Raw genomic sequence first — 19,343 nt, forward strand, 5'->3', positions numbered from 1 at the left:
AGAATCCTTCCCGCACCGGCGACGGACACTGTATATTCATACAGTTCACCGATTGTCCGTCCCAGCCTTGTCCGACGCCCCCTCCGTCTTGTCTCCGCGCTATACCGTCGCAGTGCGCACGCTGTGCGAGTTCACGGCCAAGGCCGGCGACCTCGACCTGCGCTTTACGCCCTCGCCCACGGCGCAGGAAGGCGTGGCGGGCCATGGCGTGGTGACGCGGCGGCGCGGCGCGGACTATCGCGCGGAAGTGGCGCTGAGCATGGACTTCGCGGGCCTGCGCGTGCGAGGCCGGGCCGACGGTTACGACCGCGCCGCCAACCGGCTCGAAGAAATCAAGACCGTGCGCGGCGAAGGCGCGGCGGTGCCCGACAACCATCGCGCGCTCCACTGGGCGCAGGCTAAAACCTACGCGTGGATGTTATGCGCGCAGGAAAATCTTGCAGAGATCGAGGTCGCGGTCGTCTACTTCGACATCCTGAGCCAGCAGGAACGCGTGGAAACCGAGCGCTGCGACGCGGCCATGCTGCGCGAGGCATTCGAACGCCAGTGCCAGTGCTTTCTCGCATGGGCCGAACGCGAGCTGGCCCATCGGCATGCGCGCGATACCGGCCTGGCCGCTCTCTCCTTTCCGCACGACGACTTCCGGCCGGGGCAGCGCACGCTGGCCGAGTCGGTCTACAAGGCCAATGCCTCGGGCCGCACGCTGCTGACGCAGGCGCCGACCGGTATCGGCAAGTCCATCGGCACCGTGTTCCCCGCGCTCAAGGCCATGCCGGGGCAGCAGATCGACAAGCTGTTTTTCCTGTCGGCACGCTCGACGGGCCGCGCGGTGGCACTGGAGGCCACGGCAAAACTGCGCGGCCGCGATGGCGGCCCGCTGCGCGTGATCGAACTCGTCGCGCGCGACAAGGCCTGCGAACACCCGGAGCTGGCCTGCCATGGCGCCTCGTGTCCGCTCGCGCACGGGTTCTACGACCGGCTGCCCGCCGCGCGCGAGGCGGCGAGCGACGCGGCCAGTCACACCCTTCGGCTCGATCGCGGGGCCTTGCGCGAGATCGCGCGCGCGCATGCGATCTGTCCGTATTTCCTCGCACAGGAGATGGTGCGCTGGAGCGATGTGGTGGTCGCCGACTACAACTACTACTTCGACCGCAATGCGATGCTGTACGCGCTCACCGTGATCAACGGCTGGCGCGTGAGTGTGCTCGTCGATGAAGCGCACAACCTCGTCGAACGCGCTCGCGCGATGTACACGGCCGAGCTCGATCCCATCGCGTTCCGCGCGATGCGCAAGACGGCCCCCAAGGGGCTGGCGAAGCCGATCGAGCGCGTCAACCGGCAATGGCGCGCGCTGGCACGCCAGGGCGATGCCGCTTACGAGAGGATGGAGACGGCCCCGGCGGGCTTTATCGATGCGCTCACGCAATGCTGCGCGGCGATCCTCGAGCAGATGAGCGCCGCCGGTCCCGCGCACGAACGCCACGATGCCGAGCTCGAACGGTTCTATTTCGACGCGCTGCAGTTCGTGCGCCTGGCCGAGCAGATGGCGGAGCACGGCGGCCAGCATTCGGTGTTCGATCTCACGCGTCGGCCCCGCGATGTTCGGTCCGCCGCGCGTGGCGTGGATGCGTTGCCATGCGTGCGCAATCTTCTGCCCGCGCCATTCCTGCGCCCACGCTTTGCCGGCGCGCATTCGACCACGCTGTTTTCGGCCACGCTGCAGCCCGTCGATTACTACAACGACATGCTCGGGCTGCCGGCGCGCACGGCCTGGGTCGAGGTGCCCTCGCCGTTCCGCGCCGAGCAGCTCGACGTCCATATCGCCACGCGCATCTCCACGCGCTATCGCGACCGCGACCGTACGCTACCCGCGCTCGTGCAGCTGATGGGCGAGCAATATGCGGCGCGGCCCGGCAACTACCTTGCGTTCTTCAGCAGCCATGACTATCTGCAACGCGCGGCCGAACTGTTCGCGCGTCACTACCCGGACGTGCCGTGCCGGCTGCAGGCGCGCGGCATGGACGAAGCGAATCAGGCCGCGTTTATCGATGGCTTTGTCGCGGGCGGACGCGGCATCGGTTTCGCGGTGCTGGGCGGCAGCTTTTCGGAGGGTGTCGATCTTCCCGGCGACCGGCTGATCGGCGCGTTCGTGGCGACGCTCGGGCTGCCGCAGATCAATCCCGTCAACGAGCAGTTGCGCGAGCGCATGGAGCAGCTGTTCGGACAGGGATATGCCTATGCGTACCTGTATCCGGGACTGCGCAAGGTGGTGCAGGCTGCGGGCCGGGTCATCCGTACCGATGCGGATCGGGGTGTGGTCTGGCTCATCGACGATCGGTTTGCCGATGCGGAAATTCTTGCATTGTTGCCCGCGTGGTGGCGGCCTGCACATCGTGAATTTTCGCGGCACAATGCGCTTCAGCACGACTCGCAATCCGGGCCGGATGCCGCTGGCGCGATTTTCGCGTAAGCGTGGGCCACCTCATCCGCGAGACCAGGAGACACCTAACGATGAGCATGACCAAGACCTTTGCCGCCACCGAACCGGCGCGCGCCGAGATCGATGCGCTGTCCGGCGCCACGCTGCTCGAGTTCGGCGCCCCGTGGTGCGGCTTCTGCATGCGCGCGCAGCCGCTGATCGAGACCGCGTTCGCGACGCATCCGTCCATCCGCCACGTCAAGATCGAGGACGGCAGCGGCCGGCCGCTCGGCCGTTCGTTCCGCGTCAAGCTCTGGCCCACGCTCGTGTTCCTGCGCGACGGGCAGGAAGTCGCGCGCCTCGTGCGGCCCACCGACGCGAACGCCATCGCGGAAGCCATGGCGAGTATCGAGGCCGCCGGCTAACCCAGCCATTCAGGCCTCGCGCATCATCTCCACGAGCGCGCGCAGGCCCGCCGGGATATTGCGGCGGCTCGGGTAATACAGGCACAGCCGGCCATACGACGGCGTCCAGTCCTCGAGCACGCGCACGAGGCGCCCGGCCGCGATATCGGGCAGCGCGTTCCATTCGCTCAGGTACGCCAGGCATTCGCCCTCGCGCACGGCGGCCGTCATCAGCGACGCGTCGTCGAGCGTGATCGGGCCGGGCACGTCCACCTCGAGCATCTCGCCATGGCGCGTGAACTCCCAGCGATAGATCGACCCGCTCGCCATGCGCGCGCGGATGCAGCGATGCTGCAGCAGATCCATCGGCGACTGCGGCACCGGATGCTTCTCGAAGTACCCGGGCGTGCCCACCACCACCATGCGCTGATCGGGTCCGAACGGGATGGCCACCATGTCCTGCGGCACGGCTTCGAGCAGCCGGATGCCCGCGTCGAATCCCGCCACGACGATATCGATCAGCCGGCCCTCGGTGACGACGTCGAGTTGCATGTCGGGGTAACGCCGGCCGTATTCGAGAAAGATCGGCAGCACCTGTCTGGCCGCGCCGACCGACGTATTGATGCGCAGCGTGCCGCGCGGCGTTTCGCCATAGCTGCCCGCCTGCGTCAGCGCGTCGCGGATCGACGCCAGCGCCGGCGCCACGTTATCGACGAACTGCGCGCCGGCCTCCGACAACGCCACGCTACGTGTGGTGCGATTGAACAGCCGCACGCCGATGCGGCCTTCGAGCGCCGCGATACCGTGCGATAGCGCCGAGGTCGAGACGCCGAGTTCTACCGCCGCCGCGCGAAAGCTTTTGTGCCGGGCCACCGCAAGCACCGCCTCGAGTTCCTGTAAGCCACTGGTCTGCATCCTCGAATTATCCCGATCTATTCAACGATTCATCCTCGATTGTATGGCTAGACGGGCCAATGGTGCGCGCCTACATTGAAAGCAACCCAACTTTCCCGCTATTTGACGCTCACCATGCACACCATCGACAAGATCTATATCAACGGCGCCTTCGTCACCCCGCACGGCGAAGAATGGTTCGATCTCTTCAACCCGGCCACCGAGCAGACCATCGGCCGCGTGCGGCTCGCCGACGAGGCCGACGCCGGCGCGGCGATCGCCGCCGCCAAGGCCGCCTTGCCGCGCATCGCCAGTGCCAGCCGCGAAGAACGGCTTGCATGGCTCGCGCGGATGGAAACCGCAGTCCGCAAGCGCGAGGCGGAACTGTTCGACGCGGTCATCGAGGAATATGGCGCGCCGATCAGCCGCGCGCGCTGGATGGTGGACTATGCCGCCGACGTCATCGCGCATACCGCCGACGTGCTGCGCGACTATCCGTTCGCGCGGCGCGCGGGCACCGCGGAAGTCACGATGACGCCGGTCGGCGTGGCCGGCCTCATCACGCCGTGGAATGCCAATGCCAGCTTTATCACGGGCAAGCTCGCCACGGCGCTCGCGGCCGGCTGCCCGGCGGTCATCAAACCCAGCGAGATGAGCGCGCTGCAAACGCGCATCGTGACCGAGGCGCTGCATGAAGCCGACCTGCCCCCGGGAGCGTTCCATATCGTGACGGGCCGTGGCGATGTGGTGGGCGCGGCCATCACCGCGCATCCCGATGTGGCCAAGATCTCGTTCACGGGCTCCACCGCGGTGGGCAAGGCCATCGTGCGCGCCGGGGCGGACACGCTCAAGCGCGTGACGCTCGAGCTCGGCGGCAAGTCGCCGACGATCGTCCTCGACGACGCGGATTTTGCGGAAGTCGTGCCGATGGTGCTGCAGGCCGGCTTTATGAACAGCGGGCAGGCCTGCATCGCGGGCACGCGCGTTCTCGTGCCCGCCGCGCGCAAGGCCGAGTTCGAAGCCCATATTCGCGACGCCATCGGCCAGTTTCCGGCGGGCCTGCCTTCGGACCCCGCCACGGCCATCGGTCCGATGGTGAGCCAGCGTCAGTGGGAGCGCGTGCAGCGCTATATCGGCGTGGGGCTCGAGGAAGGCGCGACGCTCGTGGCCGGTGGACCGGGCCGTCCCGATGGCTTGTCCGCGGGCTGGTTCGTGCGCCCGACGGTGTTCACCGATGTGCGCAACGACATGACGATTGCACGCGAGGAGATTTTCGGGCCCGTGCTGTCGATCATCGCGTATCGCGACGAAGCGGACGCGGTGGCGATTGCCAACGACACCACGTATGGACTGTCCGCGTATGTCATGGGCAAGGACGCGGAACGCGCCCGGCGCGTGGCGTCACGCATCGCGTCGGGACGCGTGCTGGTGAACACGCTCGCGCACGAGCCCAAGGCACCGTTCGGCGGCTTCAAGCAGTCGGGCCTCGGCCGCGAGTACGGCACGTTCGGGCTCGAGGCCTTCCTCGAACCGAAGTCCACGCTCGGCGTATTTGCCGCTTGATCCGAGGACGATACGGGAGATCAGGTCTCGAGCGGCATCGCGCTCGTGCACTTGATCTCGTCGAGGCATACGCTCGACTTTACGCCGCTCACGCCCGGTATGCGCATCAGCGTATCGAGCAGAAAGTCGGACAGCGACTTGAGGTCGCGCGCCACGACCTTGAGCACGTAGTCGATATCGCCCGTCACCGAGAAGCACTCCTGGATCTGTGCGAGTTCGGCCACCAGCCCCTTGAACCTGGACAAGTCCCGGATGTGCCCGCGTTCCATCGTCACGTGGATGAACGCGGTCACCCCAAACCCGAGCGCCGCGCTATCGAGCCGCGCCTCGTACCGCTTGATGATGCCGGCCTCTTCCAGCCGGCGATGCCGCCGCAGCGTCTGCGCCGGCGACAGGCTGATGGCCTCGGCCAGTTCGAGGTTGGAGGCGCGTCCATGTTCCTGCAGCACGCCCAGCAAGCGCCGGTCGGTTCGATCGAGCTCCGGATTCTGCACGTCGATTTCTCCTTATCGTAGTTCTACGAAATTTCCTCTCACAACCTAGGGTTTCCCTTGGGATGTTACGAAATCCTATTTTGCGGGCGCGAATATACACTCGAATGGTTCGCTGCTGGCAGGGATGGTGCACCGAAGTCGGGAATATCGCATCTTTTGTCCCCGCCCGCGACTCGGTATTTACGAGATCCCTGCAATATCCGGGCCTGACACCCGCAATAAAATTTCTCCATGACCGACCTCTCCACGCAAACGCCCATGGCCGACCTCTTTGACAACCCGATGCAGCTGATGGGATTCGAGTTCGTCGAATTCGCGTCGCCGATGCCGAATGTCCTCGAACCGCTGTTCGAGAAAATGGGCTTCACGCTCGTGGCACGCCATCGTTCGAAGGACGTGGTGCTGTACCGCCAGGGCGACGTGAACTTCATCGTGAACCGCGAGCCGCACAGCCAGGCGGCCTACTTCGCGGCCGAGCACGGCCCGAGCGCCTGCGGCATGGCATTCCGCGTGAAGGATTCGCACAAGGCGTACGCCCGCGCGCTGGAACTCGGTGCGCAGCCCGTGGAGATTCCGACCGGCCCGATGGAGCTGCGCCTGCCCGCGATCAAGGGTATCGGCGGCGCGCCGCTGTACCTGATCGACCGGTTCGAGGACGGCAAGTCGATCTATGACATCGACTTCGAGTTCATCGAGGGCGTCGATCGCCGCCCCGAGGGGCATGGCCTGCGCGTGATCGACCACCTGACGCACAACGTCTATCGCGGCCGCATGACCTACTGGGCGAACTTCTACGAACGCCTCTTCAACTTCCGCGAAATCCGCTACTTCGACATCCAGGGCGAGTACACGGGCCTCACGTCCAAGGCGATGACCGCGCCCGACGGCCGCATCCGCATTCCGCTCAACGAGGAATCGTCGAAGGGCAGCGGCCAGATCGAGGAATTCCTGATGGCGTTCAACGGCGAAGGCATCCAGCACATCGCGTTCCTGACGGACAACCTCATCGAGGTGATCGATCGCCTGCAGATGGCCGGCGTGGAGCTGATGACGGCACCGAACGACTATTACTACGAAGCGCTGGAGACGCGCCTGCCCGGACATGGCCAGCCCGTGGACCAGCTCAAGGCGCGCGGCATCCTGCTGGACGGCACCACGGCCGACGGCAAGCCGCGGCTGCTGCTGCAGATCTTCTCCAAGACCGTGCTCGGCCCGGTGTTCTTCGAGTACATCCAGCGCAGCGGCGACGAGGGCTTTGGCGAGGGCAACTTCAAGGCGCTGTTCGAGTCGCTCGAGCGCGACCAGATCGCCCGCGGCACGTTGAAGGTTTGAACGGTTTTGCCGGGATGGCCCCCGCGCGAGACGGCGCAAGGGGGCCGATCGCGGTCATTTTTGTCGTAAGCTATCGGTTTTGGCGGCGTGCTGCCGCCCGCGCTCCCTCCACTCTCTGCCAAGCCAGCCCATGTTCCAACATATCGAGGCCTTTCCGGGCGATCCCATCCTCTCGCTCAACGAAGACTTCCAGCAGGACCCGCGCACCAACAAGGTCAACCTGAGCATCGGTATCTATTTCGATGACGATGGCCGGCTGCCCGTCATGAAGGCCGTGGCCGAGGCGGAAGCCGCGCTGCTGGCCGACATGGGTCCGCGGCCATACCTGCCGATGTCGGGCATGGCCGCGTATCGCCAGGCCGTGCAGGCGCTGGTCTTCGGCGAAGACAATCCGGCGCGCGTGGATGGCCGCATCGCCACGCTGCAGACGCTGGGCGGTTCCGGCGCGCTGCGCGTCGGCGCGGACTTCCTCAAGCGCTATTTCCCCAACACCGAGCTGTGGCTCAGCGACCCCAGCTGGGAGAACCACCGCGTGGTGTTCGAGCGCGCGGGCTTCAAGGTCAACAGCTATCCGTACTACGACCCGGCGACCGGCGGCCTGAAGTTCGACGAGATGCTTGCCGCGATCAAGCAGATTCCGCAGGGCGGCATCGTGCTGCTGCATGCGTGCTGCCACAACCCGACCGGCGTCGATCTGAACGACGCGCAATGGCTGCAGGTCATCGACGTGGTCAAGCAGCGCAAGCTGCTGCCGTTCGTCGATATGGCCTATCAGGGTTTCGGTTCGAACCTCGATGACGACGCGTTCGTCGTGCGCGAACTCGCGCGCCAGGGCGTGCCGGCGCTCGTCGCCAATTCGTTCTCGAAGAACTTCTCGCTGTATGGCGAGCGTTGCGGCGGACTGAGCGTGATCTGCCAGAGCGCCGACGAAGCGGGCCGCGTGCTCGGTCAGCTGACCGGTGCCGTGCGCGCGAACTACAGCAACCCGCCGACGCATGGCGCGCGCGTGGTGGCTCGCGTGCTGACCTCGCCCGATCTGCGCGCGAGCTGGCAGCAGGAACTGGCCTCGATGTGCGATCGTATCGCGCGCATGCGTCAGGCCATCCATGACCAGCTGCGCGAGCATGTGACCGGCGAGAAGCTGTCGCGTTACATCAAGCAGCGCGGCATGTTCACGTACACGGGGCTGACGGCCGATCAGGTCGATCGCCTCAAGAACGAGCATGGCGTGTATCTGCTGCGTTCGGGCCGTATGTGCGTGGCTGGCTTGAACGAGCGAAACGTGGGCGTCGTGGCCCATGCCATCGGACAGGTCCTGAAGGATTAAGCGACTGTCAGCAAGCTCCTGCGGATGGGGGTACCATTTCGGCCATTCCCTATCCGCACGGAGTTTTCATGGCTTCAACTTTGGCCTCGTTCCCGATTCACGACAAGTGGCCTGCCTCCCACCCTGACCGCCTGCAGCTTTACTCGCTGCCCACGCCCAACGGCATCAAGGTGTCGCTGATGCTCGAAGAGACCGGTCTGCCGTACGAACCGCATGCCGTGCGCTTCGACAGCAACGATCAGCTCTCGCCCGCGTTTCTCTCGCTCAATCCGAACAACAAGATCCCGGCGATCCTCGATCCCGACGGTCCTGGCGGCAAGCCGCTGGCGCTGTTCGAATCGGGCGCGATCCTGATCTATCTGGCCGAGAAGACCGGCAAGTTCATGTCGGCCGATCCGGCCACGCGCTACGAGACCATCCAGTGGGTGATGTTCCAGATGGGCGGCATCGGTCCGATGTTCGGCCAGCTGGGGTTCTTCCACAAGTTCGCGGGCAAGGAGTACGAGGACAAGCGTCCGCGCGACCGCTACGTGGCGGAGTCGAAGCGGCTGCTGGGCGTGCTCAACGAACGGCTCAAGGGCCGCGCGTGGATCATGGGCGACGACTACACGATCGCCGATATGGCGACGTTCCCGTGGGTGCGCAATCTCGTGGGCTTCTACGAAGCGGGCGATATCGTCGGCATCCAGGACTTCCCCGAAGTGTCACGCGTGCTCGAAGCATTCGTGGCTCGGCCCGCCGTGCAGCGCGCGGTGAACATTCCTTCGCGCGACTGATCCCATCATGCAACCCATCGTCGTTGTCGCAACCATTACCGCGCAATCGGGCTCGGAAACCATTGTCCGCGATGCGCTCGTCCGCGCTGTCGAGGCGGTCAGAACGGAGCCAGGCTGCGAGCAGTATGACCTGAGCACGGACACCAGCCAGCCCGGCACGTTTGTCATGATCGAACGCTGGCGCAGCGAGGCGGATCTCGAAGCGCATGCCAATGCGCCGGCCTTCCTGGCCCTGGCCAAGACCATCACCGGAATTGCGCAGCTGGATATCCGGCGCCTGACGCCGGTACGTTGAACGTCTCGGTCGCCGCGTACTATGCTTCTCCCGTACATGACACAGGGAGGCAAGATGTCAAACTTCAGCGGCCATTCTGGCAAGGTAAGCGTCGCCATCGCCTGCATGGCGGGCGCGCTGGCGTCATGCGCGTCGGGGATATCGGCTCCGCCCGAACTACAGCCCCCCGACGCGCGTGGCACGATCGCCGCGATGCATGCGTCGGGCGTGCAGATCTATCAGTGCAGGCGCGGGAACGACGGCCGGTTGTCGTGGACGTTCCTCGCACCGGAGGCGACGCTGAAGGATGACACGGGGCAGCGCGTCGTCCGGCATTACGCCGGACCGACGTGGGAGGCGCCCGATGGGAGCAAGGTGACAGGCAAGGTGCTGCAGCAGAAGGCCCAGGGCCCCGACAGCATTCCGTTGTTGCTGTTGCAGGCAACGAGCACCGGCGGGACGGGTCTGCTCTCGAAGACGCGGTATGTGCAACGGCTGAAGACCGAGGGCGGTGTGGCACCGGCTCAGGGTTGCACACAGGAGGGGCAGGAAAATCGCGTGCCCTACCGCGCGGATTATGTGTTTCTGGAGTAGCCCTCCAATCCATTCATGTGTCTCACAGCGAACCGGTTCAATTCATTCGACCCGGATGTTGGCGTCTCGTATCAGATCTCCCCAACGCCTGGCCTCGTGCCGCACCTGCTGCTCGAATGCCTCCGGGGTGGAGCTGACGATATTGAACCCGTCACTGGCCATCTTGTTCCGGATCGCTGTATCCGCCAGCGTCTTCGACAGCGCTGCCTGTATCTTCTGGAACACGTCTTTCGGCAATTGCGCGGGCGCGACCATGCCTACCCACGACTGGGCGACGTACCCCGGCAGCACGGCATCGACGGTAGGAATGCCGGGCAACTGCGGCGCAGGATCCTTGCTCGCGATAGCGACGATATGCGCGCGGCCGGTCTTCTCGTAGTTGATCACCGTCGGCAGGCTGGCGATCACCATATCGACCTCGCCGCCCAGTAGTGCCGTGAGCATCGGGCCGCCGCCGCGGTACGGCACATGCATCAGGTCGATCCCCGCTTTCTTGCCGAAAGCGACGGGGTTGAGGTGATTGGAGCCCCCCACTCCCGAAGATCCGTAGGTCACGCCGCCGGGATTCGCTTTCGCTTTCGACAGCAACGCCTGCAGCGACGTCAGCCCGGACTTCTTCGATGTGACGACGGCCATAGGCATCGTTCCGATCAGGCTCACATAATCGAACGACTTGAAGGTGTCGTACTTGATGTCGTACAGGCTCTGGTTCACGGCGTGCGAGTCGAACACCAGCAGCAACGTGTAGCCGTCAGGCGCCGCTCGCGCGGCCTCCGCGGTGCCGATCGTGCCCGACGCACCGCCGCGGTTGTCGACGACCACCGTCTGGCCGAGATTCTCCGAGAACTTCTGCGAGATCGTGCGCGCGACATAGTCCACGGAGCCACCGGGTGGGAACGGCACGATCAGACGTACGGGCTTGCTCGGATAGGTATCGGCGTGGCCTGCGGCGGGAGCCAGTACGAGCATGGCCCCCGCGATCGCCGCGCCGACGCGGTTGCGGATGGTGTTGCGAATGCTTTTATTGTTCATCGTTGTCTCCTCCTTCTCGGGGTGTCCTGCTCGCGGGGGTCAGCGGCCGATATCGACGACCAGTCGCCCCCTCACTTTTCCTTCCAGCAGCTCGTGCGCGGCGCCGATCGCATCGCTCAATCCGATGACGCGCGTGTTGTCCGCCAGCACGGCCGGATCGAGATCCGCGGCCAGGCGACTCCAGGCTTCCAGACGGCGTGCTCGCGGTGCATACACGCTGTCGATGCCGATCAGCGAGACGGCGCGCAGGATGAATGGCGCGACGGTCGCGGGCAGGTCCATGCTCTGCGCCAGCCCGCAGGCGGCGACCACACCGCCGTAGCGCGTGGTCGCGAGCACGTTGGCGAGCGTATGACCGCCGACACAGTCGACGGCCGCGGCCCATGCCTCCTTCTGAAGCGGCTTGCCCGCCTCGGCCAGCACGCCGCGATCGATGACGCCGCTGGCGCCGAGCCCGATCAGGTAGTCGGCCTGGTCGGGCCGGCCCGTCGAGGCCGTTACGGCGTAGCCAAGCCTCGACAGAATCGAGATGGCGATGGTGCCGACACCGCCGTTCGCCCCCGTCACCAACACGGGCCCGGACTCGGGCATCACGCCGCGCGCCTGCAGCGCCATCACGCACAGCATGGCCGTGTAGCCCGCGGTGCCGATGGACATACTGTGCCGCGCCGACATCCCCGCCGGCAGCGGGACCAGCCAGTCGCCGCGTGTCACGGCGTACTCGGCAAGGCCACCCCAGTGCGTTTCCCCGGTGCCCCACCCGTTCAACACCACGGTGTCGCCCACGGCGAAACGCGCGTCCGCGCTGCGCTCCACGACACCCGCGAAATCGATGCCCGGTACCATCGGAAACTTCCGCACGACAGGCGAACGGCCGGTGATGGCCAACGCATCCTTGTAGTTGAGCGTGGAATGACTGACGCGCACGAGCACATCCCCTTCCGGCAGCGCCGCCCTGCCGAGGGAGCGCAGATCGCAGCGGGTGCCGCCGCCTTCGGCCTTGTCGATGAACAACGCACGGAACGTGGTCGGAGGTGTTTGCATGGTGGAGGTGGTGGTCGCTTCGGTGTGGGGTTGCCCGGCATCGCCAGCGCGACGCCGGAATCGTTGAGCGAGCGATGCGCCAAGGCGATCGCGCATGACTTCGTTGGAGCCATCGGCAAGGCATAGCGCGCGCGCCGCCATGAGGCGCCGGCTCATGCCGGTGTCGCGCGCCATCCCGCGTGCGCCCATGGCCTGGATACAGGCGGAGACCACGCTTTCGGTCTCGTTGCCGGCGTAGAGCTTGGCGCTTGCCGCCGCCTGCATTGCCTCGGGACTGCCCGAATCGATCGCCTGTGCAGCCCGTTGCGTCAGCATGTCCAGAATATCCAGCTTGGCCGCAGCGTCGACGAGCGACCAACGCACGCCCTGCTGGTTGATCACGGGTTGGCCGTAGACCGTACGCGACGCGGTCCATGCCGTGGCCGTCTCGAGCGCGCTTCGCATGACGCCGCACGCCATCGCCGCGATATGCACGCGCGCCTTGTTGACGCCCGCCATCGCCTGCCGAAAGCCGGCCCCAGGCGCATAGAGCACGTCCTCCTCCGGAACGAAGCAATCGTCGAGCGCGAAGCCGCCGATCCCCGCGAGTTCGAGTCCGTCGATGGGCATATCGCCCTGACGAACGCAGCCTTGCGTGCGGAGATCCACGATAAAGCAGGCAATGCCGTTGGCGCCCTGCGATGCATCGGTCTGCGCGAACACGAGCGAAATTTCGGCGCCGGTCGCGCTGGCGATCCACTGCTTGTCGCCGGTCAGGCGCCAGCCGTTCTCCACCCGGCTCGCCCGCATGGCGATGGACGTGAAGTCGCTGCCCGCGCCGCGCTCCGTCATCGCCGTGCATCCGATCAACTCGCCTCTCAGCATTGCGGGAACGTACTTCCCGCGTGCCGCGGGCGTTCCGCTCTCCGCGATGCGGAGGGCGGCGTTATGGTGGTTGATAAATGCGAAGGCAAACGCGAATTCCGTTTCCGCGAGCGTCTGCGCGACCAGTGTGCGCGCGCGAAACGGCAACCCAAGTCCGCCGAGTTCGGCGGGAACCTCGATGCCCGCCATGCCGCGCGCGCACGCTTCGCGAATGGCCGCGCCTGCCCAGGTATCCAACCCGCTGCCGGCCAGTCGAGCCACCGTATCTGTCGCGAACTGCCGCGTCGTGTCGAGCAGCGCCGCAATGCGGCGCTCCACTACGTCGAGATCGCCCGCGTTCATGCCGTAGCCTCGCAAGCGTCGGCGATGGCGCCGCTTTGCAGGAGCGCGTCGATGCGGGCCGCGGAATAGCCGGCCACCTCGCGCAGGACGCGCGCGGTATCGGCACCGTGCGCGGGTGGATATGCCAGCGATGGCGCGTCCGCGAACTTGAAGGGGTTGCCGAGCATGGGCACCGCGGTGCCGTCCGCGGGATGTGCGACCTGTTCGACCATGCGCCGCTCGTGGACCACCGGATGCGCAAGGGCCTCGCTGACGTTCAGGACGACGGCCGCCGGCACACGGGCTTCCGTAAAGATCGATTCCCATTCGGACGCGGGCCGCGTGACGATGGTGTCCGCGAGTTCTCGCGTGAGCGCCGGCACGTTCGCGATGCGCGCGGCACCGTCGAGGAAGCGCGGATCGTCCGCGAGCTCGGGGCGTCCTATCGACTCGCAAAGCTTGCGCCAGAAATGTTCGCCCGTCGGCGCGAGCGCGATCCACCTTCCATCGGCGGTCTGGAAGATATCGCTCGGCGCGATCATGGCGTGCCGTGCGCCACCCGCCTGCGGCATCGCGCCGCCGCATAGCCAGCCCTGCGCCTGCCAGGTCATCATGGCCACCTGCGCGTCGAACAGGGAAACCTGCACGCATTCGCCCTTCCCCGTCGCCTGGGCACGGCACAGCGCCGCCACCGTGCCGAGCGCGAGATACAGGCCTCCGGCCAGATCGGCCACCTGATAGCCCACGCGCACGGGCTGCCTGCCTGCTTCACCCGTGATGCTCATCAGCCCGGACATTGCCTGCAGCATGAGGTCGAAGGCCGGGGCGTTCGCATACTCGCCCTGATCATGTAGCCCGATCATCTGCGCCACGACGATGCGCGGATTGATGGCGGCCAGCGTCTCGAAATCCAGCCCCAGCCGCTTGGGTACGGACGGCGCGAAACCGTAGATCACGGCATCGGCTTCGCGCAGCAGATCGTGAAAGGCTTCCTTGCCGCCGGGCGTCTTCAGGTCGAGCGCGATGCCGCGCTTCCCGCGATTGACCGACAGGAAGAACGGCGAGTCCCCGGCCTCGGTGAGGGGCGGCACGCGCCGTGCCGTGTCCCCGTCGAGTGTCTCCACCTTGATCACGTCCGCACCGAGCTGCGCGAGCAACTGTCCCGCGAACGGTCCGCCCAGTACCCAGCTCAGATCCAGCACTCGCCTGCCTGCCAGCATGTCGTCTCCTCTCCCTCATGGGATGAATATTCCTCACACTGCGGTGCCGCGCCCTGTGCGCGCCGCGTGCGGAGCAGGAGCATTTGACTCTCTCGACCGACCGGCATCAAACGATATAAACTGGCCGCTAATGTTAGCTTTCCTAACACTATGCAAAGACTACCCCCACTCAATTCGATCCGGGCCTTCGAGGCTGCCGGCAGGCTGCGCAGCTTTTCGCGCGCGGCGGACGAGCTTTCCGTCACGCATGCCGCGGTGAGCCACCAGATCAAGGCGCTGGAACAATCGCTGGGTGTATTGCTCTTCCACCGGCTGGGGCGATCGGTGCAACTGACCGATCAGGGACGGCTCTATCTCGACTCCATCAGTCCCGCGCTGGCCGCGATCGCGTCCGCATCGCGGCGCATTCGCGCGCATGAAGTGCTGCGAGTCAACGCATTGCCCACCATCACCATGCGATGGATCTTTCCACGGCTCGCCGCGTTCCGCGCGCTGCATCCGCACGTCGAGGTGGAGATATCCACGGGCCTCGAGCCTATGAGCCAGATACCCGCGAACGTCGATGTCGTCATTCGCCGCGAGCCGCAGGAGGTCATGGGACTACACAAGGTGAAGGTCGTTTCGGAAACCGCGTTTCCCGTATGCTCGCCGGCGCTGCTCGAGCGCGCGCCGTTATCGACCATCGCAGACCTGGCCCACCATACGATCCTGCACTGCCCGGCGCGCCGCACGGCATGGGACGACTGGCTGGCGGCGGTACAGCACACGCGCGTGGTCCCCGCGCAATCCCTCGAACTGGAGCATCTGTACTTCTGCCTGCAGGCCGCAATCGACGGCCTCGGCGTGGCGATGGGCTACTCGCCCCTCGTTGCTACGGACCTTGCGGCCGGACGTCTCGTCGCACCGTTCGGGGCGCTGGAACTCACTACACCGGGCTATTTTCTGATCACGCGCGCCGAACGGCAGCATGATCCCATCGTGAAGACTTTCTGCGATTGGATGATCGAGCAGGGGTCCCTATTTGATGCGAGCGTCTCCCAAATAGTATTGGGCTGATCAGGCGTGACGGAGAGGAGGCGAGAAGCGTGGACGCGCGGAAGTATCGGTCCTGGGGAGTCCGAGCATTTCACGGGCCTCCGCGGGCGACGCAATGTCGTAATCCATTTCGCGCAGAATGCGCACGGTGCGTTCGACCAGTTCGACATTGCGGGCAAGTTGCCCCTGGCGGTAGTACAAATTGTCTTCCAGACCGACCCGGATCATCTGGCCGCCAAGCAGCAGCGAGTTGATTCCTGCCGGCAATTGCGCCGGGCCGATCCCGCTCACGCAGAAGATGCTCTCTTCTGGCAACAGGTCGACCATGTACTGCAAGCCCTTCGGGCTATAGGGCATCGCGTTCTGAAAGCCGCGGTGCGCGTTCATGACCAGGTTGAACACGTATGGCGGTTCGTCCAGCCCCATCTGAATCAAGGTCGTCGCGTCCTGGACGATATGGGTGGGGCTAAAGACCTCCCATTCGGGCTTGATTCCGCGCGTCTTCATTGCTTCCGCAAGAAACCGGCCGCGCGATGGCGACGTGTTGAGCAGGACTTCCTTGCCACCGAACGAAGCCACGAACGTGAAAGCGTCGAGGGTACACATTTCGGCCCCCGCTTCCATTCCCTTGATACGCTCTTCCCAAACGGTGTCCCACATCCCGCCCTCGATCGGCCGGATCATGTCGCCGTGGACACCGCCGCCAGTCGAGTTATTGATGACGATGTCGCATGCCGCGCGGATGCGTGCGTTGATATCCGCGTAGATATCGGCGTTGCACGTGGCTTCGTCGTCCGGACGCCGGGCATGTATGGCCACAACACTTGCGCCAGCGTTGTAGCAGTCGTACACGTCGCGTGCGATCTCCTCTGGCTGCGTCGGCAGGTAAGGATTCTGTGACTTGAATGCCATGCCGCCCGTTGGTGCGACGAGGACTATCACCTTGTTCTTCGCCATGAAAACCTGCTCACTCCCTTCTCGATGCAGCCATCGGCGCATCGTCGCGCACGGCATACTGAAGCATGCGCTCGCGCAAATCTTCCGGAATCGATATCGCCACGCGTCTGTCGAATGAGAGAAATACGATCGTCTGCGATATCTCGACCCGGACCTCGTGGTGACACACGGCCCTCAAGGCGAGCGATACGGAGCTGTCCCCCACGCGAGTAACAGCCAACTGCATTCGCAGGCTATCGCCGATCTTGCTTGGCGATTTGAAATCGACCTCGAGGTGGACGGTCGGTACACCCGTCCGTCGCACCGAGATCAGATTCGCGTAGTTGACTTGCAGGCCTTCGTTGAACCAGTCTTCGATCAGCTCATGAAAGAGCACGAAATACTGCGGATAGAACACGATGCCCGCAGGATCGCAGTGCTGAAACCTCACCAGTTTTCTGCACTCGAATGCACCCACGACATTCGGCTGCGTCATGGAGCGACAGGCTTCAACACGGACTCGTACCGATCGATAAAGCCTTCGACAGCCCTCAGCATCCGACCTGTCTCCCTCGGTGTAATTGGCAGGCTCAGCACAATGAAACCTCTGCGCGCGATATAGATGCCTTGCTCGATCATGTGGAAAAAGAACAAGTCTTTAAGAATGTTTCCATTCGGGTCCAGGTCGGAGACCGAACGAATTTCCTGAGTGCCGGCTTGAAGGTTCATCAGCGACCCCGTCCCGATAAATTGCATCGGCACACGACGCGCGGTGCACATGGCATTCAGTTCACGACGCAGCTGATCCCCCATCGCGTTCAGTTCGCGCGCGGCGGCGGGTGTGTACAGTTCGGCCAGTCCCGCGGCACCGGCGGCCATCGTGAGAACGTTGTTATTGAACGTGCCGGCATGGGGCGTTGCAGCGCGATTGCGTGGGTCGAACTGGTCCATCAGGTCCCGGCGTCCGCCAAACGCGCCGAACGACATCCCACCTCCAATGTACTTGCCGAGGGTCGTCAGATCTGCATGGATTCCCAACGTTTGCTGCAGTCCACCGGGTGCCAGGCGGGACGTCATCACCTCGTCGAAAACCAGCAGCGCACCATACGCCGTCGTCATCTCACGCAGACCTGCCAGAAACGCCGGCTTGCCGAGGATGCAACCCGACGCGCCCTGCATGGCCTCCACGACGACCGCGGCGACGTCCTCCGGGTATGTCTCGAAGATCGTTCGAACACTCTCGAGGTCGTTGTAATTCGCGATCAGATACTCGTGCGGAACATTCACGGGACTGCCACCGGCAGCGAACGTGAGGACACCGCCGTGATAACCACCCTTGAAGACGATGATCTTCGCCCGCCTGGTATGAACCTTCGCGGTAGCAATGGCCATCAGGTTGGCCTCGGTTCCCGAGTTCGTGAAGCGTATGGCGTCGACAGAGGGGAACCGCTCGCAAATCATCCTCGCGAGCCGGGATTCCAGAAGGTTATGGCCGCTGAGATTGATGCCTTTGTCCAGCGCGCCATCGATGGCCGCCCGGATGACGGGGTTCGAATGGCCATAGATCCCGGCCGTGAATTCCGCGATGAAGTCCAGATACTCGTGGCCGTCCGCATCCCAAAGCCGGCAGCCCTCTCCGCGAACGATCGCCAGGGGGAATGGGGTGTAGAACAGCACCGAACGTGTGTTGCCGCCTGGCATCACCTCGGTCGCCTGGACATACTGCGCCTGGCTGTTCGGGTTTCGTTCCGCGTAGTTTGCCGCTGCAGCAGCCACCGCCTTGTCGATGGCGGCGACGTCGATATGGATTGCGAAATTGTTCATGAAGAAGCTGCACTCCGTGGGTCCGGTATGCCGGCTATGATAGCGATCAACATTTGCATTGTCCACTGATCAATTGATGGTTGTCATCTGCATAATTTTGCCTGCATAGCCAAAAACCTGTGCGCTGTACAATGGACAGTTGTGCGGACAAGCAACGTAACGGATACATCCATGCCAAATTCGACTCAACGGACACCACGTGCCCGCGTCAAGAAAACCGAAGAGAAGACCGAAAATGCGGCGGGGCCAAAGAAGAAGGCGGCTTCACGCGCGCCAGCAAGCGCCAGGAAAACGACCCGGAAGGCCGCGGATACCGGTCTGACCCGGGAGCGGATCATTGCCGCCGCCATCGAACAGATTGACCGCAATGGCGTCATGCGCTTCAGCCTTCGGGATGTCGCCCGCTCGCTGGGCGTTTATCCGGCCGCCGTCTACTGGCACGTTGCAACCCGTGACGACCTGCTCGCAGCCGTCGTTGAAGCCACCATGGCCGATGTCGCGCCAGAGATCGGCAAGTTGACGTGGCAGGACTGGTTTCGCGAACTGTTTGTTCGATGCCGCGCGGTGATGAAGGAACACCCGAACGCGGCCCAGCTTGTCGGTGGACAGCTGGTCGCGAACTCGTGCCTGAGTCCGGGCATGATCGACCGAATCCTCACTGTTCTGGTATCTGCAGGCTGCAAGGAGGAGGGCATTGTGGAGCTTTACAACGTGGTCATTGCCGCGATGGTCGGATTCCCTACGCTCGAGTTCGCCGCGGTGCCTACCGATGACCCAGATGCCTGGGCCGCGCAATTGCAGCAGAAGGCCCACGAAATTCGCGCACTCGAGTACCCGATGCTTGCGCGATACCTTCCTGCCATGGCGAATCGCGCCTTCATCGTTCGTTGGCAGAATGGCGTCGAGGCGCCGATGGACTCGAGCTTTGCCACATACGTTGAAGTCGTGATCGCCGGGATGGAGAAACGCCTCGCGCAGATGTGACGCCGG

The 19,343-nt window shown here is 64.6% G+C and carries 18 protein-coding genes and 1 pseudogene; 10 read left to right on the forward strand and 9 right to left on the reverse strand.

From position 1 onward, the window contains the following. Nucleotides 1-88 precede the first annotated feature (88 nt). Nucleotides 89-2,470, forward strand: a complete 2,382-nt coding sequence (locus FOB72_RS21345) for an ATP-dependent DNA helicase (RefSeq protein WP_150377310.1) — start codon at nt 89-91, stop codon at nt 2,468-2,470. Between the two features lie 41 nt (nt 2,471-2,511). Continuing rightward, a complete protein-coding gene (locus FOB72_RS21350) occupies nt 2,512-2,844 on the forward strand; it encodes a thioredoxin family protein (RefSeq protein WP_150374709.1) in 333 nt (110 codons plus the stop codon). A 9-nt stretch (nt 2,845-2,853) separates the two neighbouring features. Here the strand turns inward: FOB72_RS21350 and FOB72_RS21355 are convergent, their stop codons facing one another. Further along, on the reverse strand, nt 2,854-3,738 hold the full coding sequence (locus FOB72_RS21355; protein WP_150374710.1) for a LysR family transcriptional regulator: 885 nt from the start codon (nt 3,736-3,738) through the stop codon (nt 2,854-2,856). Between the two features lie 114 nt (nt 3,739-3,852). On the opposite strand from FOB72_RS21355, the gene FOB72_RS21360 reads away from it, so the two are divergent. Beyond that, nucleotides 3,853-5,280, forward strand: coding sequence for an aldehyde dehydrogenase family protein (locus FOB72_RS21360; RefSeq protein ID WP_150374711.1), 1,428 nt, complete (start codon nt 3,853-3,855; stop codon nt 5,278-5,280). Between the two features lie 20 nt (nt 5,281-5,300). Here the strand turns inward: FOB72_RS21360 and FOB72_RS21365 are convergent, their stop codons facing one another. Next, nucleotides 5,301-5,774 carry an Lrp/AsnC family transcriptional regulator gene (locus tag FOB72_RS21365; protein ID WP_150374712.1) on the reverse strand — a complete coding sequence of 158 codons (474 nt, stop codon included), beginning with the start codon at nt 5,772-5,774 and terminating at the stop codon, nt 5,301-5,303. A gap of 258 nt (nt 5,775-6,032) precedes the next feature. Between FOB72_RS21365 and hppD the strand changes: the two genes are divergently transcribed. The 5 genes from hppD (at nt 6,033) to FOB72_RS21390 (ending at nt 10,077) form a co-directional block, all read left to right on the forward strand. Continuing rightward, nucleotides 6,033-7,106: a 4-hydroxyphenylpyruvate dioxygenase gene (gene hppD / locus FOB72_RS21370; RefSeq protein ID WP_150374713.1), complete on the forward strand. Its 1,074-nt coding sequence runs from the start codon at nt 6,033-6,035 to the stop codon at nt 7,104-7,106. A gap of 130 nt (nt 7,107-7,236) precedes the next feature. Next, nucleotides 7,237-8,433, forward strand: coding sequence for an amino acid aminotransferase (locus FOB72_RS21375; RefSeq protein ID WP_150374714.1), 1,197 nt, complete (start codon nt 7,237-7,239; stop codon nt 8,431-8,433). A 68-nt stretch (nt 8,434-8,501) separates the two neighbouring features. Then, complete coding sequence (locus FOB72_RS21380; protein WP_150374715.1) at nt 8,502-9,209, forward strand: glutathione S-transferase N-terminal domain-containing protein; 708 nt, start codon at nt 8,502-8,504, stop codon at nt 9,207-9,209. A gap of 7 nt (nt 9,210-9,216) precedes the next feature. Next, nucleotides 9,217-9,504 carry a putative quinol monooxygenase gene (locus FOB72_RS21385; RefSeq protein ID WP_150374716.1) on the forward strand — a complete coding sequence of 96 codons (288 nt, stop codon included), beginning with the start codon at nt 9,217-9,219 and terminating at the stop codon, nt 9,502-9,504. A gap of 54 nt (nt 9,505-9,558) precedes the next feature. Further along, nucleotides 9,559-10,077 (forward strand): DUF3455 domain-containing protein, encoded by a 519-nt coding sequence (locus FOB72_RS21390; RefSeq protein ID WP_223851735.1) that lies wholly within the window; start codon nt 9,559-9,561, stop codon nt 10,075-10,077. A 42-nt stretch (nt 10,078-10,119) separates the two neighbouring features. Here FOB72_RS21390 and FOB72_RS21395 read toward each other — a convergent pair whose 3' ends face one another. The 4 genes and pseudogenes from FOB72_RS21395 to FOB72_RS21405 all read right to left on the reverse strand — a co-directional run bounded on the left by FOB72_RS21395 (nt 10,120) and on the right by FOB72_RS21405 (nt 14,558). After that, nucleotides 10,120-11,109, reverse strand: a complete 990-nt coding sequence (locus tag FOB72_RS21395) for a tripartite tricarboxylate transporter substrate binding protein (protein ID WP_223851736.1) — start codon at nt 11,107-11,109, stop codon at nt 10,120-10,122. A gap of 39 nt (nt 11,110-11,148) precedes the next feature. Then, nucleotides 11,149-12,153: an MDR family oxidoreductase gene (locus tag FOB72_RS32655; protein WP_223851850.1), complete on the reverse strand. Its 1,005-nt coding sequence runs from the start codon at nt 12,151-12,153 to the stop codon at nt 11,149-11,151. A gap of 81 nt (nt 12,154-12,234) precedes the next feature. Next, nucleotides 12,235-13,359, reverse strand: a pseudogene (locus tag FOB72_RS32660) (acyl-CoA dehydrogenase family protein); the annotation flags it as partial. After that, nucleotides 13,356-14,558 carry a CaiB/BaiF CoA transferase family protein gene (locus FOB72_RS21405; RefSeq protein WP_150374718.1) on the reverse strand — a complete coding sequence of 401 codons (1,203 nt, stop codon included), beginning with the start codon at nt 14,556-14,558 and terminating at the stop codon, nt 13,356-13,358. The gene FOB72_RS21405 and the pseudogene FOB72_RS32660, both read right to left, overlap by 4 nt. Nucleotides 14,559-14,708: 150 nt before the next feature. Between FOB72_RS21405 and gcvA the strand changes: the two genes are divergently transcribed. Further along, nucleotides 14,709-15,614, forward strand: coding sequence for a transcriptional regulator GcvA (gene gcvA, locus FOB72_RS21410; RefSeq protein ID WP_150374719.1), 906 nt, complete (start codon nt 14,709-14,711; stop codon nt 15,612-15,614). Here gcvA and FOB72_RS21415 read toward each other — a convergent pair whose 3' ends face one another. From FOB72_RS21415 to FOB72_RS21425, 3 genes are read right to left on the reverse strand one after another with little or no spacing between them, the layout of a single operon-like run. After that, complete coding sequence (locus FOB72_RS21415; protein WP_150374720.1) at nt 15,615-16,550, reverse strand: 3-keto-5-aminohexanoate cleavage protein; 936 nt, start codon at nt 16,548-16,550, stop codon at nt 15,615-15,617. It lies immediately after the preceding gene. 10 nt (nt 16,551-16,560) lie between these two features. Beyond that, on the reverse strand, nt 16,561-17,025 hold the full coding sequence (locus tag FOB72_RS21420; RefSeq protein WP_150374721.1) for an acyl-CoA thioesterase: 465 nt from the start codon (nt 17,023-17,025) through the stop codon (nt 16,561-16,563). Beyond that, nucleotides 17,022-18,353, reverse strand: a complete 1,332-nt coding sequence (locus FOB72_RS21425; protein WP_150374722.1) for an aspartate aminotransferase family protein — start codon at nt 18,351-18,353, stop codon at nt 17,022-17,024. The genes FOB72_RS21420 and FOB72_RS21425 overlap by 4 nt, the downstream gene beginning before the upstream one ends. Nucleotides 18,354-18,524: 171 nt before the next feature. On the opposite strand from FOB72_RS21425, the gene FOB72_RS21430 reads away from it, so the two are divergent. Further along, nucleotides 18,525-19,337: a TetR/AcrR family transcriptional regulator gene (locus FOB72_RS21430; protein WP_150374723.1), complete on the forward strand. Its 813-nt coding sequence runs from the start codon at nt 18,525-18,527 to the stop codon at nt 19,335-19,337. Nucleotides 19,338-19,343 lie beyond the last annotated feature (6 nt).

The organism is Cupriavidus pauculus (assembly GCF_008693385.1).
In the GTDB taxonomy this organism is placed as follows: domain Bacteria; phylum Pseudomonadota; class Gammaproteobacteria; order Burkholderiales; family Burkholderiaceae; genus Cupriavidus; species Cupriavidus pauculus_D.

Bases quoted from the DNA above. Each gene is read 5' to 3' on its own strand.
- FOB72_RS21350 (WP_150374709.1), top strand. From the start codon at position 2,512: ATGAGCATGACCAAGACCTTTGCCGCCACCGAACCGGCGCGCGCCGAG.
- FOB72_RS21355 (WP_150374710.1), bottom strand. From the start codon at position 3,738: ATGCAGACCAGTGGCTTACAGGAACTCGAGGCGGTGCTTGCGGTGGCC.
- FOB72_RS21360 (WP_150374711.1), top strand. From the start codon at position 3,853: ATGCACACCATCGACAAGATCTATATCAACGGCGCCTTCGTCACCCCG.
- hppD (WP_150374713.1), top strand. From the start codon at position 6,033: ATGGCCGACCTCTTTGACAACCCGATGCAGCTGATGGGATTCGAGTTC.
- FOB72_RS21375 (WP_150374714.1), top strand. From the start codon at position 7,237: ATGTTCCAACATATCGAGGCCTTTCCGGGCGATCCCATCCTCTCGCTC.
- FOB72_RS21380 (WP_150374715.1), top strand. From the start codon at position 8,502: ATGGCTTCAACTTTGGCCTCGTTCCCGATTCACGACAAGTGGCCTGCC.
- FOB72_RS21385 (WP_150374716.1), top strand. From the start codon at position 9,217: ATGCAACCCATCGTCGTTGTCGCAACCATTACCGCGCAATCGGGCTCG.
- FOB72_RS21390 (WP_223851735.1), top strand. From the start codon at position 9,559: ATGTCAAACTTCAGCGGCCATTCTGGCAAGGTAAGCGTCGCCATCGCC.
- FOB72_RS21395 (WP_223851736.1), bottom strand. From the start codon at position 11,109: ATGAACAATAAAAGCATTCGCAACACCATCCGCAACCGCGTCGGCGCG.
- FOB72_RS32655 (WP_223851850.1), bottom strand. From the start codon at position 12,153: ATGCAAACACCTCCGACCACGTTCCGTGCGTTGTTCATCGACAAGGCC.
- FOB72_RS21405 (WP_150374718.1), bottom strand. From the start codon at position 14,558: ATGCTGGCAGGCAGGCGAGTGCTGGATCTGAGCTGGGTACTGGGCGGA.
- gcvA (WP_150374719.1), top strand. From the start codon at position 14,709: ATGCAAAGACTACCCCCACTCAATTCGATCCGGGCCTTCGAGGCTGCC.
- FOB72_RS21415 (WP_150374720.1), bottom strand. From the start codon at position 16,550: ATGGCGAAGAACAAGGTGATAGTCCTCGTCGCACCAACGGGCGGCATG.
- FOB72_RS21420 (WP_150374721.1), bottom strand. From the start codon at position 17,025: ATGACGCAGCCGAATGTCGTGGGTGCATTCGAGTGCAGAAAACTGGTG.
- FOB72_RS21425 (WP_150374722.1), bottom strand. From the start codon at position 18,353: ATGAACAATTTCGCAATCCATATCGACGTCGCCGCCATCGACAAGGCG.
- FOB72_RS21430 (WP_150374723.1), top strand. From the start codon at position 18,525: ATGCCAAATTCGACTCAACGGACACCACGTGCCCGCGTCAAGAAAACC.